The sequence below is a fragment of the Variovorax sp. 770b2 genome, assembly GCF_900115685.1.
Taxonomy (GTDB): Bacteria; Pseudomonadota; Gammaproteobacteria; order Burkholderiales; family Burkholderiaceae_C; genus Variovorax.
Window position 1 is genome coordinate 276,934 of sequence record NZ_FOXJ01000007.1, and the last position, 17,069, is coordinate 294,002.

Here is a 17,069-nt window from a genome sequence, read left to right on the forward strand (position 1 = left end):
GGTGAAGGCCGGTCAGGGCAGCGGCTGCGTGTTGGCCGTGGCCAGCGGCAGGCGCGACACCTCCGCCAGCAGCAGCGCCAGTTGCTGCGCGGCCGCATCGACCACCGCCTGCCCCTTGGCCGCCGTCGCCGCGGCCGCATTGCCGGCCGCGCCCTGGGCGTTGTAGTCCTCCATCGCCCAGCCGAGCTTGGCGCTCTTGCCGTTGCCCAGGATCGCGTAGTCGGCCGCGCGCTGCTCGGAGGTCGAGCGGAAATCCTTCGCCTCGCCCATGCGCACGCGCTCCGGCGTGAGCGCCAGCATCATCGAGGTCTCGACCTCGCCCGCGTGCACGCCGAAGCGGTGCTCCTCGGCACTGAACTGCGCGCCCGCATCGCCCAGCGGCAGGTTGAACCAGCTCACGCTGTAGACGATGAGCCCGTGCGCCGCGCGCAGTTCGCGCGCCACGATGTCCATTGCGCCCACGTGGCCGCCGTGCGCGTTGAAGAGCACCAGCTTCTTCACCCCCGCGCGCGCCACGCCCGCGCCGATTTCGCTCCACATGCGGATGAGGGTCTCGGCCGAGAGGGTGAGCGTGCCCGCAAAGCGCGCGTGCTCGGGGCTCAGGCCGATCTGCTGGGTCGGCAGGAAGAGCACCGGCAGGTCCGCCGGCAGCAGCGGCAGCGACGCGCTCACGATGCCGTCGGCCAGCACCGTGTCCACGCCCAGCGGCAGGTGCGGCCCGTGCTGCTCGGTGGCGCCCAGCGGCAGCACCGCGACGGTGGCTGCCACATCGAGCGCCGCGAAGTCGCGCGTGGTGAGCCAGGACCAGAAACGGGGGAGGGGTCGCAACGGGGACGAAGGTGCGTTCATTTCGCGATCTTAGGCCGGCGCGCGGTGCCTGCCAAAGTTGCACTTGCGTACAAGTTACCGACAGAGATCGCGCAAATCGCGAACCTATTCACAGTCATGAATCATCTTCGCCACCTTTGTTGTCGATTGTTAACCAACTGGTCTACAGTGAATTTTTAAGAACTTTCCGCCAAGGCTTGTCACGGCCTGGAAACGTTCGCTTCTGCACCCGCAAGCCGACAGGCGGACGGTGCAGCCACAGGGAGCAGAGTGTCTATCCACAAGAAAGATGGAGGCACGATCGCGGCCGGGCGCAATGAAGCGCTCGCCGGCTCGTTGCCTCGACACCTCGCGTGCATTGCGCGAGGCTTGCCACCGATTGTTTGCGCGCTGGCGCTGGGCATGCAGGGCATGTCCCAGGCGCACGCGGATGCGGATGCGCGCGCCACGACCCCACCCGCCGCCGATCGAAGCGCGAGAGCCTACGGCGCGCAGCAGCACGACGCATTGATCGTCGCGCGCCGCACGGGCCGCATCACACCCGCGGAGGCACTGCAGCAGTTGAGCGCCTGGCTCGCGGCACCGCTGGACGATGCGCAGCGGCGGCGCGTGGCGTCCGACGCCGTCTCCATCGCGGCGGGCGACGGCAGGTTCGCCGAAGCCGTGGCGCTGGGCCGCCGGTTCCCGCCCGCCCAATTGCTCGACTACGCGCTGGGCCCGCTGACCGTGGCGGCCCGGCGCACGCGCGACCTCGCGCTGCAGGGCGAGACCATCGCCGTCTGGCGCGCGCGGCAGCCGGCCTCGCGCAACGCACGCATCCACGAGGCCTTCTGGCTCCTGGACAGCGGCGATGCCGCTGGAGCCGAGGCGCTGTACCGCGCCCTCTCGCAGCCGGCGCCGACCGAAACCGCGGACCGCGTCGCGCTGCTCGAGTTGCGCGGTGCCGTGGCGCGTGCCGCCGGCGACACGCTCCAGGCGCTCGCCGCCTACACCGAGTCCAGCGCGCTGCAGCCCGGCCGCGCCGATGCGCGCCGCGAAACCGACCTCGCGCTGGCCGCCAGCGGCGCGGCATCCACCGCCTTCGACGACGCCGAGGCGGCCGAACGCGCGCACCCCGGCACCTTCTCCGCGCTGTCGCTGTCCAGGCTACAGCAGCAGGCGCTGGCCCAGCGGCTGCGCTGGGCCATCCAGGAGCGCGACGAACGCGCGGGCCTCGCTCGCGTCGGCTCCCTCGATCGGGTGCTGGCCGATCAGGAGGCCGCATTGGGCCGGCTGGACATGGCAGCGGCCTCGGCCGCGCCGGCCGAGGCCGCTGCGTGGCACACCGTGCGCGTCCGCCTGCAGGCCGATCGCCTGCTGGCGCTGGTCGAACGCGGTCGTCCCGCCGATGCCGTCGCGCTCTACGACACGCTGCGCGCCACAGGAACGGAACTTCCGCCCTACGGCCTCGCCGCCGCCGCGGGCGCCTTCGCGCAGGAGCGCCGTTCGGCCGACGCGGTGCCGCTGTACGAAGCCGCCCTCGCCAAGGCCGGCGCCGACCTGACGATGCCCGACGCGATCCACTTCGAGCTGGTCTACGCCTACCAGGACACGGATCGCTTCGAAGACGCCGAGGCGCTGCTCAAGCGCATCGAGGACGCCACGCCCGCCTTTCTGCGGCTGGCACCGCAAGCGCGCCGCCCCAACAGGCAATACACCGACGTGAGCGGCATGCGCAGCCTGCTGACGCTCTACGAGAACCGGACCGCCCTGGCCCAGGAACGCTTCGCGACCCTCACCCAGGAAGCGCCGTTGAACGCGGGCTTCGCGCAAGGCGCAGCCCAGACCGAGCGGCTGCGCGATCACCCGGAGGCCGCGCTCGCGCGCTTCGAGGCGCTGGCGACCAACCAGCCCTTCGACCTCGGCGCGCGCGCCGGCCATGTCGAGGCCCTGATGGATGCGGGCGAGTTCGCCCAGGCGCGGCGCCGCGCCGAAGCGCTGCAGGCCGATGCCCCCGACGCCGTCGCAGTGCGCGGCCTGGCCCGCAGGCGCCGCGCCGTCCTCGGTCCGCAGCTGGAAATCGAATCCGCCGGATCGACTGGCGGTGCGACGCTCGCGGACAGGGAATGGCGCCTGGACAGCCGCCTGAGCTCCGGCCTCATCGACGACCAGTGGCGCGTCTTCTACGACCAGTCGCTGGGCCGCGGCGACACCGCCCTGGGCGATGCGAACCGCGCACGCGGCGGCCTCGGCCTGAACTGGCAGCGCGGCCGCTGGCTGGCCGAAGGCGAGGTGCAGCGCTCGAACACTGGCCCCTACCGCACCAGCGTGGCGGGCCGCGTGGACTACCGCGCCGGCGACGCCTGGCGCCTCTCGGCCACCTACGACGGCGACAGCAAGGACCTGCCGTGGAAGGCGCAGATCGCCGGCACCGGCGCGCGCGAAGCCGGCGCGAGCGTGGGCTACGTGGTCGACGAATCGCGCCGCTTCGATCTGAAGTGGAAGCAGCTCGACTTCAGCGACGGCAACTTGCGCAGCGGCCTGGACTTCGGTTGGAGCGAGCGCTGGATCAGCACGCCGCGCTTCCAGCTGGAGACGCGGCTGGGTGTCGATGCGAGCCGCGGCCGCGAGCAGGACGTGCCGTACTTCAATCCGTCGAGCGACGCGAGCGCGCAGCTCGCCGTGCGCGCGCAGTGGCTCAACTGGAAGAGCGACGACCGCCAGTTCTTCCAGGCCGTCGAACTCGGCGGCGGCGGTTATCGCCAGGCCGGTTTCGGCACCGGCGCGCTCTGGAGCCTGCGCTACGAGCACCGATGGAACCTCGGCCCGAAGCTGGCGCTGCGCTACGGCGTGAGCGTTTCGGGCCACCCCTACGACGGCGTGCGCGAACGACAGCGCGGCGTCTTCCTGAACCTTTCGACGCCATTGCAGTGATGCCGCAACCGACTCCACTCCACTTTCTGCGCACGGCCATGCTCTGGCTCCTGGTGGCGCTCGCACTGCCCGCCATGGCGCAGCCGCTGCCGCCCGCCGACCCCGACGACGGCGTGAGCTTTCGCGTGCTGGCCTTCCACGACGTGCGCACCAACGTGCGCGCGAGCTTCGAGACCTCGCCCGACGAGACCGCCATCGACGAACGCACGCTCGCCGAAGTGTTCGCCTGGCTGCAGTACAACGGCTACCACCCGGTCAGCGTGCAGCAGATCGTCGATGCGCGCGCCGGCGGCAAGCCGTTGCCCGCCAGGCCGGTGCTGCTGACCTTCGACGACGGCTACCGCAGCGCCTACACCAAGGTTTTCCCGCTGCTGCAGCGCTACAACTACCCGGCGGTGCTGGCTCTGGTGACGAGCTGGCTCGAAGTGCCCGAGGGCGGCCAGGTGCACTGGGGCGACAAGCCCGCGCAGCGCGACAACTTCCTGCGCTGGAGCGAGGCCGCGGAGATGGTGCGCTCCGGTCTCGTCGAGCTCGCGAGCCACAGCGATGCCATGCACACCGGCCTGCAGGCCAACCCGCAGGGCAACCTGCTGCCGGCCGCAAGCACCCACCGCTACGACCCCGCCACCGGCCGCTACGAAGACGATGCGGCCTATGTGAAGCGCATCGAGGCGGACCTGCGCCGCAGCCGCGAAATCATCCAGGCCCGCACCGGTGCCAAGGTGCGCGCGATGGTCTGGCCCTACGGCGCGTACAACGCCGCGGCGCTGGAGGCGGCCGCGCGCGCGGGCATGCCGATCACCTTCACGCTGGACGACGGGCCGAACGCATCCTCGGTGCCGCTCTCGCAGATCCGCCGCGCGCTGGTGGCCTACGACACCGAGGCGCCCGAATACGCCCGGCTGATGCGCAGCCCCGTGGGCGGCGAACTGCGGTCGGTGAACCGTGTCATGCACGTGGACCTGGACTATGTCTACGACGCCGACCCCGCGCAGCAGGAGCGCAATCTCTCCGCGCTGATCGAGCGCGTGGCCACGGTGCGCCCGCGTTCGGTGTTCCTGCAGGCCTATGCCGATGCCGACGGCGACGGCGTGGCCGACGCGCTCTACTTTCCGAACCGCCACCTGCCGATGCGCGCCGACCTGTTCAGCCGCGCGGCCTGGCAGCTGCGCAGCCGCGCCGGCGTGAAGGTCTACGCCTGGATGCCGGTGATGGCCTTTCGCCTGCCGGCATCGGACCCGCTCGCGACGCACACGGTGCGCACGCAGGACGGCAAGGCGCCGGCCGAGCGCTACCACCGGTTGTCGCCGTTCGATCCCGCGGTGCGGTCGCTGATCGGCGATCTCTACGAAGACCTCGGCCGCCACGCCTCTTTCGCAGGCCTGCTGTTCCACGACGACGCGATGCTCTCCGACGACGAGGACGCAAGCCCCGCCGCGCTCGCCACCTACGGCCGCTGGGGCCTGCCGGCCGACGTGGCCGCCATCCGCGCCGACCCGGCGCTGATGGCACGCTGGACCACCGCCAAGACGCGCTACCTGACCGAGTTCACGCAGGAACTCGCGGCGCGCGTCGGCGCCTGGCGGCCCGGCCTGGAGACCGCGCGCAATCTCTACGCGCGGCCGGTGCTCGAGCCCGCCGCGGAGCAGTGGTTCGCGCAGAACTACGAGGCCTCGCTCGCGGCCTACGACTACGTGGGCCTGATGGCCATGCCGCGCATGGAAGGCGAGGCCAGGGACGAGGCCGGCAGCGACGCCTGGCTCGCCCGACTGGCCCGCCGCGCCGCCGACACGCCGCGCGGCCTCGATGGCACCGTGTTCGAACTGCAGGCGCGCGACTGGCGCACCGGCAAACCCGTGCCCGACGAAGAACTGACGCGCCAATGGACGCTGCTGCAGCGCGCCGGCATCCGCCACCTGGGCTACTACCCCGACGACTTTTTGAATGACCAGCCTTCGCTGGACGTGGTGCGCCGCGCGATCTCGGTGCGCACCCTGCTGTCGCGCCCGGTACCTCAGGAAACCCCGCCGCCGCAGGCTGCCGAACGGAGCAGCTCGCCATGAACACCCTCCAGGCCTTGGTGAACAACGTGCCTCCCCTGCTGTTCGGCTTCGTCTTCTACTACCCGTTCTTCATGGCGTACGTGTGGATGGCGGGTGGCCTCTCGCATGCGTGGGTGTTCGAGCGCCGGCACGAGGTCGGCGCCGATCCGCTCGCAAGGCTGCCCTTCCAGCCGCTGGTGACGGTGGTGGTGCCCTGCTTCAACGAGGCGCCGCACCTGCGCGAGGTGATCGAGCAGCTGATGCGCACGCACTACCCGCATTACGAAGTGATCGCGGTGAACGACGGCAGCACCGACGGCACGGGCGAGCTGCTGGACGCGATGACTGCCGAGTACAGCCGCCTGCGCGTGATCCACAACGCCAGCAACCAGGGCAAGGCCGTGGGCCTGAACACCGCCTGCCAGCTCGCGCGCGGCGAGTACATCCTGGGCATCGACGGCGATGCGCTGGTGGACGCGGACGCCATCGCCTGGATGCTGCAGCCGATGCTCAGGTCCGAGCGCATCGGCGCGGTGACCGGCAACCCGCGCATCCGCACCCGCACCACGCTGCTCGGACGCATGCAGGTGGGCGAGTTCTCCTCGATCATCGGGCTCATCAAGCGCTCGCAGCAGCTGGTGGGCACGCTCTTCACGGTGTCGGGCGTGCTGGCGATGTTCCGCCGCCGCGCGGTGATCGACGTGGGCTTCTGGAGCCCCGACGTGTTGACCGAAGACATCGACATGAGCTGGAAGCTCCAGCTCGCCGGCTGGCGGCTGCGCTTCGAGCCGCGCGCGCTGTGCTGGATCCTGATGCCCGAGACGCTGCGCGGCCTGTGGAAGCAGCGGCTGCGCTGGGCCATTGGCGGCATCCAGACGATGCTGCGCTACACCCTGCGCATCCTCAGGCCGCGGCAGTGGCGCATGTGGCTGGTCTACACCGAGTACATGGTCAGCGTGGTGTGGGCCTACGCCATGGCGCTGGTGCTCGCGATCGGCCTCGTGCGGCCGTTTTTGCCGCAGAACTCGTCCTGGCATTCGGCGTTGCTGCCGCACTGGCAGGGCACGCTGCTGGCCATGACTTGCATCCTGCAGATGTTCCTGAGCCTGTGGATCGATCGCCGCTACGACCGCGACCTGATGCGCTATTTCGCCGGAACGATCTGGTACCCGATCGCTTTCTGGACCATCACGATGGCGACCACCGTCATCGCCCTTCCCAATGCTCTGATACGCCGCCGCGGCAAGCGCGCGGTGTGGACGAGCCCCGACCGAGGAGTCTCCGATGTCTCGTGAATCCCGTGCCCATTCCTATGTCCTGCAGGCAGCCGCCCATGCCGACGCCGCGCCGCCGAAGCGACGCCGCTCGTGGGGCCAGCCCGAGGGGGACGAGCCGATCATCGATGCCGCGCGTATTTCGCTGCGCGCCTTCGGCAGCGGCCGCTCGACGCAGCGCACGCTGGCCATGTACCTGTGGCTGCGCGTGCTGCGCCCGGCGCTCACCCTGGCCATCTGGTTCTGCGCGGCCTGGTACGCCTGGCCCTATGTGCTCGGCGCGCGCTCGCAGCCCGAGGTACTGCATCTGCTGGGCCTCTATGCCGTGGTGATCGGCGTGATCCTGGGCTCGATGCTGATGATGGCGCCGCTGCGCCGCCGCCTGCACGAGCGCGAGACGCCGCCGGACCAGGAGCAGTCGTCGCTGTTCGCGCTGGCCTCCTACATCGAGGTGCCGCCCTCGCGCCTGTCGGCCTGGCAGCGCACGCGGCAACTGCTGGTGCACCACGACCACGATGGCCAGCTGCGCGACGCGACCGACTCCGCGCCCGCAACGCTGCAGCCCGCGCCGCGCCGCGCCAACGCCAGGCGCTGAGGCGCCGCGGTGGACAGCCGCGTCCGTGCAGGGGTTTCGCGGCGGTGCTTCAATCGCTGCCGACCCACAACCCCTCCCAAGGAATTTTTCATGGACCTCCAGCTCCAGGACCAGCACGTTCTCATCACCGGCGGCAGCAAGGGCATTGGCCTCGCGTGCGCGCTGGGGTTCCTGCGCGAAGGGGCGCGCGTGAGCCTCGTCTCGCGCGACCTGCAGAACCTGGAGCAGGGCCGCAAGACGCTGGCCGAGGCGTTCGCCGGGGCCGAAGGCCGAGTCTCGGTGCATGCCGCCGACCTGAGGGACCCGCCCAGCGCCGTGGCCGCGCTCGATGCGGCCGAGAAGGCCTTCGGTGCGGTCGACGTGCTCGTCAATTCGGCCGGCGCCGCGCGCCGCACCCCGCCCGACGACCTGACGCCCACCGCCTGGCACGACGCGATGGACGCGAAGTACTTCACCTACATCCACATGATCGACCCGGTGGTCAAGCGCATGGGCCAGCGCGGCCGCGGCGCGATCGTCAACGTGATCGGCCAGGGCGGCAAGGTCGCCAGCCCCGTGCACATGGCCGGCGGCGCGGCCAACGCGGCGCTGATGCTGGTGAGCGCCGGCATGGCGGCGGCCTACGCGGCCAAGGGCGTGCGCGTGAACGCGGTGAACCCCGGCCTCACGCTGACCGCGCGGCTGCAGGAAGGCATGAAGGCCGATGCGAAGCTGCAGGGCATCGACACCGACGAAGCGCTCAAGCGCGCCACCGCGCGGCTGCCGCTCGGGCGCATCGCGACACCGGAAGAAATCGCCAACACGGTCGTGTTCCTCGCCTCGCCGAAGGCGAGCTATGTGACGGGCGCGATCGTCGCGATGGACGGCGCGGTCACGCCGCTGATCTGACTAGCCGGCCGTCAGCACCTCGAACTTCGCCGCCAGGAAATCGACCAGGGCCCGCACGCGCGCCGGCACGAAGCGCCCGCTCGGCAGCAGCGCATGCAGCGGATAGGGCTCGGTCTGCCAGTCGGTCATGAGGTGCACCAGCCGACCGCTGCGGATGTCGTCGCGCACATCGAGCGCCGACTTCAGCGTGATGCCGTGCCCGGCCACCGCCCACTCGCGCGCGAGCGAGGCGTCATCCACGCTGCGGTTGCCGTTCACCCGCACTTCGGTCCACTGGCCGTTCTGCGCGAAGCGCCAGATGCGGTGGCGGCGCCCGCCCCGGTTGAAGATCAGGCAGTTGTGGTGCGCGAGGTCCTGCGGCGTCTTCGGCGCGGGGTGGCGGCGCAGGTACTCGGGCGATGCGGTGAGGAGCGGATTCGTCACGGCGAAGGGCCGCGCCACCAGCCGCGAGTCGGCCAGCGCGCCGTAGCGCAGCGCCACGTCGACCTCGTCGCGCATCACGTCCAGCGGCCGGTCGCCGACTGAAAGCGACAGCTGCACGCCGGCGTGCAGCGCGAGGAATTCGTCGAACCAGGGCAAGAGCGTGCTCCGCGTGAGGTCCGAGGGCGCGGCCACGCGCAGGGTGCCGACCAGTTCGCCGCGGTCGGCCGTGACCAGCGACTCGCCTTCGTCGAGCAGCTCGAAGGCGCGCACCGCGTAGTCGAGCAGCGTCTGGCCCTGCGGCGTGAGGCGCATCGCGCGCGTGGAGCGCTCGAACAGGCGCGCGCCCAGCTGCGTTTCCAGCCGCTTGAGCGTGGCGCTGGCCGCCGCGGGCGTGATGCCCAGCGCATGGGCTGCCGCCGTGAGCGTGCCGCCGCGCGCCGTCTGCACGAGCACCTGCAGGTCCGAGGTATTTTCAATTTTCATTTGAAAGTGTTGCTGTTCGAGGCCTACTTATCAAATGGCCGTTGCCATCCTACAGTTCGGGCATCGTTTCAGAAAGGTCCCCGCCATGAAAGCCATCGGCTACTACCAGCCCCTTCCCATCGACAACGCCGAATCGCTGCAGGACATCGAACTGCCCGCGCCCGTCGCCGGCGCACGCGACCTGCTGGTGCGCGTGAAGGCGGTGTCGGTCAACCCGGTCGACACCAAGGTCCGCAAGAACGCCGCGCCCGAGGCCGGGCAGGCCAAGGTGCTGGGCTGGGACGCGGTCGGCATCGTCGAGGCCATCGGCAGCGGCGTGGAGAACTTCAAGGTCGGCGACCGCGTGTACTACGCGGGCTCGATCATCCGCCCCGGCGCCAATTCGGAGCTGCACGCGGTGGACGAACGCATCGCCGCCATCGCGCCGAAGAGCCTCGATGACGCGCAGGCCGCCGCGCTGCCGCTGACCAGCATCACCGCCTACGAACTGCTGTTCGACCGCCTGCAGGTGCCCAAGGGCGGCGGCGCGGGCCAGACGCTGCTGATCACCGGCGGTGCGGGCGGCGTGGGCTCGATCCTCATCCAGCTCGCACGCCAGCTCACGCAGTTGCGCGTGATCGCCACCGCTTCGCGCCCCGAGACGCGCGAGTGGTGCCTGGCCCTTGGCGCGCATGTCGTCATCGACCATTCGAAGCCGCTCGCCGCCGAGCTCAAGGCCGCGGGCATCGGCGAAGTCGACATGGTGGCCAGCCTCACGCAGACCGAACAGCACTACGCGCAGATCATCGAGAGCCTGAAGCCCCAGGGCCAGCTCGCGGTGATCGACGACATGAAGGTGCTGGACGCGATGCCGCTGAAGACCAAGTGCATCTCCCTGCACTGGGAAATGATGTTCGCGCGCTCGCGCTTCACCACGCCCGACATCGCCGAGCAGGGCAAGCTGCTGGCCGAAGTGGCCGCGCTGGTCGATGCGGGCCGCGTGCGCACGACGGCGAATGCGAGCTTCGGCACCATCAACGCCGCGAATCTTCAGCGTGCGCATGCGCTCATCGAGAGCGGCAAGGCGCAGGGCAAGGTGGTGCTGGCGGGGTTCTGATCTACGTGGACTGCCAGGGCAGTCCGCGCACACGCTCGCGCTTTTCTTCTTCGTCGAAATGCGCGAGCGATGGCTTGATGAGGTCGCTGCGCGCGACGAGGCCGACCAGCGCGAGCGACTGCGCATCCTTCACCACCGGCAGTCGTTCGAGGCGGTGGCGCGCGAGGCGCGTGGCGACCACGCGGCAGTTTTCGCCCGCGAGCGCGAACAACGGTGCCGAGTCGCCGCAGGCATCGCCCACCGTTCCGACGCTGAACGCCGCGAGCATTGCACGATCGGCCATGCCGATCACCACGCTGCCGCGCAGCACCGGGTACGCGCGGTGCACCTGGTCTTCGCCGAAGTACCGCTCGAGCGCCTCGCCGACCGGTAGCGCGGCGTCGATGCTGCGCACCTCGCGCGTCATCACCTCCTCGACCGAATGGCGCTCCAGCGGATCGATGCCGTATTCGCGGTAGATGTGATAGCCGCGGCGCGCGATCTTCTCGGTGAGGATCGAGCGGCGCATGGTGAGCACCGTGAAGCCGTAGGCCACGGCCGAGGTGGTGAGCAGCGGCAGCAGCGCATTGCTGTCATGTGTGAGCCCGAAGGCGAAGATGGTGGCGGTAAGCGGCGCGCGCATCACGCCGCCGAGCGTGGCCGCCATGCAGACCAGCGGCCACAGCATCGGGTCGTTGCCGGGCAGCACGTGCGACAGAACCGCGCCCAGGCCAGCACCCATCATCAGCAACGGCGCGAGCACGCCGCCCGAGGTCCCCGAGCCCAGAGAAATGACCCAGATCACGGCCTTCACAGCCAGCAGCGCAGCCACCACGCCAAGCGCGAGGTGGTTGTGCAGCAAGTCGCCGATGACGTCGTAGCCCACGCCCAGTGCGCGCGGCTGGAAGTAACCGCCGATGCCGACCGCCAGGCCGCCGATGGCGGGCCACCACATCCAGTGCACCGGCAGCTTGCCGAACCAGTCCTCGACCTTGTAGAGCGAGAGCGACAGCGAGGCCGACAGCGCGCCGCACAGCACGCCGGCCACCACGCACGACAGCATGGCCAACGGGCCGGGCACGGCCGTCTGCAGCGGAAACAGCGGGCCCGCGTCCATCAGCAACGGCCGCGTGAAACCCGCCACCGCGCAGGCCACGGCCACCGGCAGCAGGCTGCGCGGACGCAACTCGAACAGCAGCAGTTCGACGGCCAGCAGCACGGCCGCCACCGGCGTGCCGAACACCGCCGTCATTCCCGCCGTGGCACCCGCCACCAGCAGCGCCTTGCGCTCGGCCGCGGTGAGGTGAAAGTGCTGCGCGATCAGCGAACCGATGGCGCCGCCGGTCATGATGATCGGCCCCTCGGCGCCGAACGGCCCACCGCTGCCGATGACGATGCCCGAGGACAGCGGCTTGAGCAGCGCAACCTTGGGCGACATCTTGCTCTTGCCGAACAGGATCGCCTCGATGGCCTCGGGGATGCCGTGGCCGCGGATCTTGTCGGAGCCGTAGCGCGCCACCACGCCGACGATGAGCCCGCCGATCACAGGCACCCCGATGACCCAGAGCCCCAGCGTGTTCGTGGCCGGCGAGTGATCGGCCAGCGAGAAGGTCTGGAAGAAGAACAGGTTGGTGAAGAAGCGGATCAGGTCGAGCAGCACGCGCGCGGCCACGGTGCTGATGGCACCGATGACGGCGGCCATGACGGTGATGCGCAAGAGACGCGTGTTGAGCGCGAAGTCGCCGCGTGGCGGATGGGAAGAAGAAGCCTTGGGGGTCATGGTGCTCAGGGGACGTCTGGAAGATCGATCTGCGGCACGTCGAACACGCCCTTGAGCGAGCGCAGTTCCGCGCGGTGAAGCTCGGCGAGCCGCAGCAGCAGCTTTTCGCCCTTGGCGAGCAGATGCACCTCGACCTGCCTGCGGTCGGTTTCGCTGGGCCGGCGCTGCACGAGCGCGAGCGCCTCGCAGCGCGTGACGAGCGCGACCACGCCATGCGGCTGCAACTGCAGGCGCTCGGCGATCTCGCCCACCGAGGCCCACTCGCGCCCGGGCACGCCCTTGATGTGCAGCAGCACCAGGTACTGCTGCGGCGTGAGGCCTTCGCCCTGCGCGGCGCGCTCGGAGAAGCGCTCGAAGCGGCGCATCTGATAGCGAAACTGGGAGAGCGCCTCGAAGTCTTTCTTGGCGAGCTTGCGTGATGAGGCCATGGCTGGGAGGTGCAATCGGATCGGCCGTAAATATATCACTTCACGATATATATGCGCTGCGACACAATCGATGGCATGAAGATGGAACTCATCGAATTCGAAACGCCGCGCCTTCGGCTGCGGCAATGGCGCGAGAGCGATCTCGCGCCTTTTGCCGCCATGGCCGCCGATCCGCAGGTCATGGAATTTCTGCTGCCCCTGCCCACGCGCGCCGACAGCGATGCGATGGTCGAACGCGGCAGAGCCCGCATCGCCGAGAACGGCTGGGGCTTCTGGGCCGTGGAGCACAAGGCGACGGGCGAATTCATCGGTTTCACGGGCCTCAACGCGCCAGTGGCCACGCTGCCTTTCTCGCCGTGCGTGGAGATCGGCTGGCGGTTTGCGCGCCACACATGGGGCCAGGGGTTCGCGACCGAGGCCGCGCGTGGCGCGTTGCAGGTCGGCTTCGACCAGCTCGGGCTCGACGAGATCGTGGCCTTCACCGCGGTCGGCAACCTGCGCTCGGCCGCGGTGATGGAACGCATCGGCATGCACGAGGACATCGCCGGCGCGTTCGATCATCCGCTGGTGCCCGAGGGTCATCCGCTGCGCCGGCACCGGCTTTACCGGTTGGGCCGCGCCGCATGGACCGCCGCGCGCGGCGCCTCAGAATGAATGCAGCAGCAGCGCCACGCCCGAGACGATCGCGAAGACCTGCACGAAGATCCGCAGCACGCGTCCGTTGACGTGGCGATGCACCACGCGGCTGAGCATGGCGCCCACCGCCAGCGCGGGCAGCAGCAGGGCCGCGGCGCGCAGCTGCGAGCCGTCGATGCGGCCGGTCGCCATCAGCGTGGCCAGCGACACCAGTTCGCCGACCAGAAAGCACAGTGCGATGGTCGAGCGCATGGTGGGCGCTCGCTGGTGCTGGTAGACCAGTGCCAGCGGCGGTCCGCCGATGCCGGTCGCGGTCTCGGTGATGCCGGTGACCAGCCCCGCCGCCACGAAGGCGGAGCGCCCGGGTGAGAAGGCCGGCATCATCAGCGTGACCAGCGCCGCCGCGATGGTCGATGCGCCGACGAACAGCGACAGCTGGCCCGCGCTCAGCGCCGCCAGCACCCACAGGCCGCCGGCGGTGCCGAGCACGCGGCCGCCGGTGATCCAGCCGGCGCCGGTGCGGTCGATCGCGCCGCGCTCGCGCCACATCACGTAGAAGTTGAGCGGCAGCATCAGCACCAGCACGCACACCGGCAGCAGGTCGGGGCGCACGATGCCGATCACCGGCGCGGCGATGAGCGCGAAGCCGACACCGGTCGCGCCCTGCACGAAGGCGGCGACCAGCACGGCGAGCGAGACGAGGAGAAGGTGCTGCGCGCTCACTGAACGTTCCGGGCGCCGGCGGCGCCGTCCATGCGGTTTGCGGACAGGCGGCGGTGCTCGACCGCCGTGGGGTGCAGGCGCACGATGGGCGCGCGCTCGATGGCCGCATGCGCGATGTGCGCGAGCCGGTGCTGCAGCGCGCGCGCGTCCCAGTCGGGCGGCCAGCCCTCCCACAGGCGCAGGCGGCCATCGACGAACACGGCCGTGATCTGGTCGCGGTTGCCCAGGCGCACCAGGTCCCAGGTGAGATCGACGGAGGTGCACATCTCGGGTGTATCGACATCGACGACGAGGAAGTCGGCCGCCTTGCCCACGGCGATCTCGCCGGTCAGGTGCCCGAGGCCCACGGCGCGCGCGCCTTCGTGCGTCGCGTGGTCCAGCCAGGTCCAGCCGCCGCCGCTGGACGCATCGCCGATGGCCATGCCGAAGGCCAGCTTCTGCGCGGCCTCGGCCGCGTCCATCAGGCGGAAGGCATCGCTGCGCGTGGCGTCGGTGCCCAGCCCGAAGCGGATGCCCAGCGCGGCCATCAGGTTCGCAGGTGCCACGGCGTTGCCCTTCCACTGGCTGGCGACGGGGTTGTAGCTCACGGCCGTGTCGGTGTCGCGCAGCAGCATGAGCTCGGCGGGCGTGACGAGCGTGCCGTGCGCGATCAGCACCTGCGGGCCGAGCGCGCCGAGCTGCGCGAGCAGTTCCAGCGGCCGCTTGCCGCGCTGTACCACCGAGCGCTCGACCGACGCGAGGTGTTCGTTGACATGCGTCTGAAACACAGTGCGCGCCTCGGCGCACAGCATGGACACGCCGGCCAGCATTTCGTCGGAAGCGGCTTCGGGCACCGAGATGGCGAGCGAGGGATGCACCAGCGGCGCGTTCGACCAGTGCTGCAGGAAGCGCGCGGCGTGCGTGCGGATGGCTTCGCGCTCACCGGCGCTGCTGTCGTTGCCGCCGTCGTTGCAGATCAGCCCCAGCACGCAGCGCAGTCCGGCCTCCTGCACGGCCGCCGCGACCGCACCGATGTCGCCCGGTGCGCGCGTGCCCGCATCGCACACGGTCGTGAAGCCGCCGCGCAACGACTCGAGCGCGGCGAGCTTGGAGGCCAGGTAGACGAACTCGTCGTCCAGGCTCGATTCGAGCGGCACCCACACGCGCCGGAAGATCTCCGACGGCTCGCCGTAGGCCAGCGACTTGCCGAAGGACTGCGTGAGGTGGTGGTGGGCGTCGATCATTCCCGGCATCAGCAGCTTGCCGGGCAGCGGTAGGGGCACGAGGTGCGGATGGCGCGCGGCGAGGGCATCGGCGGGGCCGACGTCGCGAAAGCGCCCGCCGGCCACATGCACGGCATGGCCGGTCGCGGGGCCGTCGCGCAGCATCAGGTAATCGGGAACGAGCAGCAGCTCGTCGGCCGCGAAGAGCGCGGCATCGAGTTCAGGAAGCATGGTGAGAAGAAAAACAGGAGCGGAGAAAAAAATGGAGAACGCGGCGGCTCAGCGCGGGGCCGGCGCCATCTCGGCGGACTCGGCAGGCTCGGCGGGCTCGGCTGTTGCGGGGAGTTCGGCGTGCGTGCGGTTGAAGACCGCGTTGAGCAGCACCGCCGTGAGCGACCCCATCGCCAGGCCGTTGCCCAGCACCAATTGCAGCGTGTCCGGAAAGCGGCTGTACAGGCCCGGCACGACGATGGGCAGAAGGCCCATGGTGAGCGCGCCGGCCAGCACGAACATGTTGCCGCGCTCGTGCAGGTCGATCTTGCGCAGCATGCCGATGCCCATGGTGCCGATGATCGCGAACACCACCATCGCGGTGCCGCCGACCACGGCCGCGGGAATGGCGCTGGCCAGCCGGCCGAGCGGCGCCGACAACGCGATGAGGATCAGGATCGCGCCGGCCGTCGCCGTGACGTAGCGCGAGCGCACGTTGGTGGCGCGCACGATGCCGATGTTCTCGCCGCTGGTGATGATCATCGAGGTGCCGAAGAAGCCGCCCGCCAGCGACATCAGCGCATCGCCCCGGATGGTGCGCGGCACCGCGTCGCGCGCATTGATCCTGCGGCCCACCACTTCGGCCACCGCCACGGTCTGGCCGGTGGCCTCGACCATCGAGATGACGCTGAAGACCAGGAGCGGCACGGCCGCCACGAGGTCGAAGCGCGGCGTGCCGAAGGGCAGCAGCGTCGGCAGGCTCCAGAAGGAGCCCGTGGCGACCGTGCCGAGATCCATCAGCCCGCACCCGGCCGCCAGCACCGTGCCGGCCAGGAGCCCGAGCAGCACCGCGAGCTGGCCGAGCGTGCCCTTGAAGAGCCGCGCGAACAGCACCGTGAAGCCGATGGTCGCGAGCGCCAGGCCGATGTTCACCGGGTCCGCGAACGTGGGCGTGCCGGCCTTGCCCGCGATGATGCCGCCGTATACCTTCACGAGGTTGATCGACACCAGCAGCAGCAGCGTGCCGATGACGATCTTCGGAAAGTACCTGAGGCACCGCGCGAAGACCGGCAGGATGAGGAAATAGAAGAGCGCCGTGAGGATCACCGCGCCCGAGGCGGTCTGCAGGTCGCGCTGCTGCGCGATCGTCACGAACATCACGATCGGCGCACCGCCCGGCACCATCACGAAGGGCAGCCTCGCGCCGAACTTCCAGGGTCCGAACGACTGCAGCAGCGTCCCCAGGCCGCACATGAGGAAGGTGGCGCTGATGAGATTGACGGTCAGGGCCGCCGGCAGGCCCAGCGCCTTGGCCACCAGGAACACGGACGTGATGGGCACGGCCGCCATCACCAGCACATGCTGCAGGCCGAACAGCAGCAGTTGCGAAACGGGCAGCACGGCGTCGACGGCAGGGGCGTCCGAAACACGGGACATGATCGATTCCTTTGACCGGGTTCGCGCCCAAATCGATTTGGGCGACGAAGGAAAAAAAGCCGCCTGGGGCGGTGGGGTACATTCCGGGCCAGTCGCCCAAAACGATTTGGGAATTGAATCACCGCTTTTGAA

At 70.1% G+C, this 17,069-nt stretch carries 14 protein-coding genes; 7 read left to right on the forward strand and 7 right to left on the reverse strand.

Annotation, left to right across the window (positions count from 1 at the left end; genetic code table 11):
- Window positions 1-12: 12 nt before the first annotated feature.
- Window positions 13-849, reverse strand: coding sequence for a creatininase family protein (locus BM133_RS29050; protein ID WP_093441848.1), 837 nt, complete (start codon window positions 847-849; stop codon window positions 13-15).
- Between the two features lie 348 nt (window positions 850-1,197).
- Between BM133_RS29050 and pgaA the strand changes: the two genes are divergently transcribed.
- The 5 genes from pgaA to BM133_RS29075 all read left to right on the forward strand — a co-directional run bounded on the left by pgaA (window position 1,198) and on the right by BM133_RS29075 (window position 8,540).
- Window positions 1,198-3,741: a poly-beta-1,6 N-acetyl-D-glucosamine export porin PgaA gene (pgaA, locus tag BM133_RS29055; protein ID WP_143100234.1), complete on the forward strand. Its 2,544-nt coding sequence runs from the start codon at window positions 1,198-1,200 to the stop codon at window positions 3,739-3,741.
- A 38-nt stretch (window positions 3,742-3,779) separates the two neighbouring features.
- Window positions 3,780-5,804: a poly-beta-1,6-N-acetyl-D-glucosamine N-deacetylase PgaB gene (gene pgaB, locus BM133_RS29060; RefSeq protein WP_256219384.1), complete on the forward strand. Its 2,025-nt coding sequence runs from the start codon at window positions 3,780-3,782 to the stop codon at window positions 5,802-5,804.
- Window positions 5,801-7,078, forward strand: coding sequence for a poly-beta-1,6-N-acetyl-D-glucosamine synthase (gene pgaC, locus BM133_RS29065; protein ID WP_093441856.1), 1,278 nt, complete (start codon window positions 5,801-5,803; stop codon window positions 7,076-7,078). The genes pgaB and pgaC overlap by 4 nt, the downstream gene beginning before the upstream one ends.
- A complete protein-coding gene (pgaD, locus tag BM133_RS29070) occupies window positions 7,068-7,652 on the forward strand; it encodes a poly-beta-1,6-N-acetyl-D-glucosamine biosynthesis protein PgaD (protein WP_093441858.1) in 585 nt (194 codons plus the stop codon). Before pgaC ends, pgaD begins: the two co-directional genes overlap by 11 nt.
- 90 nt (window positions 7,653-7,742) lie before the next feature.
- Complete coding sequence (locus tag BM133_RS29075; protein ID WP_093441861.1) at window positions 7,743-8,540, forward strand: SDR family oxidoreductase; 798 nt, start codon at window positions 7,743-7,745, stop codon at window positions 8,538-8,540.
- Here BM133_RS29075 and BM133_RS29080 read toward each other — a convergent pair whose 3' ends face one another.
- Window positions 8,541-9,446, reverse strand: a complete 906-nt coding sequence (locus tag BM133_RS29080; protein WP_093441864.1) for a LysR family transcriptional regulator — start codon at window positions 9,444-9,446, stop codon at window positions 8,541-8,543.
- 85 nt (window positions 9,447-9,531) lie between these two features.
- Between BM133_RS29080 and BM133_RS29085 the strand changes: the two genes are divergently transcribed.
- Window positions 9,532-10,542: a zinc-binding alcohol dehydrogenase family protein gene (locus tag BM133_RS29085; RefSeq protein ID WP_093441867.1), complete on the forward strand. Its 1,011-nt coding sequence runs from the start codon at window positions 9,532-9,534 to the stop codon at window positions 10,540-10,542.
- A gap of 1 nt (window position 10,543) precedes the next feature.
- Here BM133_RS29085 and BM133_RS29090 read toward each other — a convergent pair whose 3' ends face one another.
- Window positions 10,544-12,301: a chloride channel protein gene (locus BM133_RS29090; RefSeq protein WP_093441869.1), complete on the reverse strand. Its 1,758-nt coding sequence runs from the start codon at window positions 12,299-12,301 to the stop codon at window positions 10,544-10,546.
- A 5-nt stretch (window positions 12,302-12,306) separates the two neighbouring features.
- Window positions 12,307-12,729 carry a MarR family winged helix-turn-helix transcriptional regulator gene (locus tag BM133_RS29095; protein ID WP_093441872.1) on the reverse strand — a complete coding sequence of 141 codons (423 nt, stop codon included), beginning with the start codon at window positions 12,727-12,729 and terminating at the stop codon, window positions 12,307-12,309.
- Between the two features lie 75 nt (window positions 12,730-12,804).
- Here BM133_RS29095 and BM133_RS29100 point away from each other — a divergent pair, with 75 nt between their 5' ends.
- Window positions 12,805-13,383, forward strand: coding sequence for a GNAT family N-acetyltransferase (locus tag BM133_RS29100; RefSeq protein ID WP_093442048.1), 579 nt, complete (start codon window positions 12,805-12,807; stop codon window positions 13,381-13,383).
- Here the strand turns inward: BM133_RS29100 and BM133_RS29105 are convergent.
- Genes BM133_RS29105 through BM133_RS29115 form a run of 3 tightly spaced genes read right to left on the reverse strand, consistent with a single transcriptional unit; the run spans window position 13,375 to window position 16,937 of the window.
- Window positions 13,375-14,088 (reverse strand): sulfite exporter TauE/SafE family protein, encoded by a 714-nt coding sequence (locus tag BM133_RS29105; RefSeq protein ID WP_093441875.1) that lies wholly within the window; start codon window positions 14,086-14,088, stop codon window positions 13,375-13,377. The genes BM133_RS29100 and BM133_RS29105 overlap by 9 nt on opposite strands.
- Window positions 14,085-15,521, reverse strand: a complete 1,437-nt coding sequence (locus tag BM133_RS29110) for an amidohydrolase family protein (RefSeq protein ID WP_093441877.1) — start codon at window positions 15,519-15,521, stop codon at window positions 14,085-14,087. The genes BM133_RS29105 and BM133_RS29110 overlap by 4 nt, the downstream gene beginning before the upstream one ends.
- 48 nt (window positions 15,522-15,569) lie before the next feature.
- Window positions 15,570-16,937 (reverse strand): uracil-xanthine permease family protein, encoded by a 1,368-nt coding sequence (locus BM133_RS29115; RefSeq protein WP_093441880.1) that lies wholly within the window; start codon window positions 16,935-16,937, stop codon window positions 15,570-15,572.
- Between the last annotated feature and the right edge of the window lie 132 nt (window positions 16,938-17,069).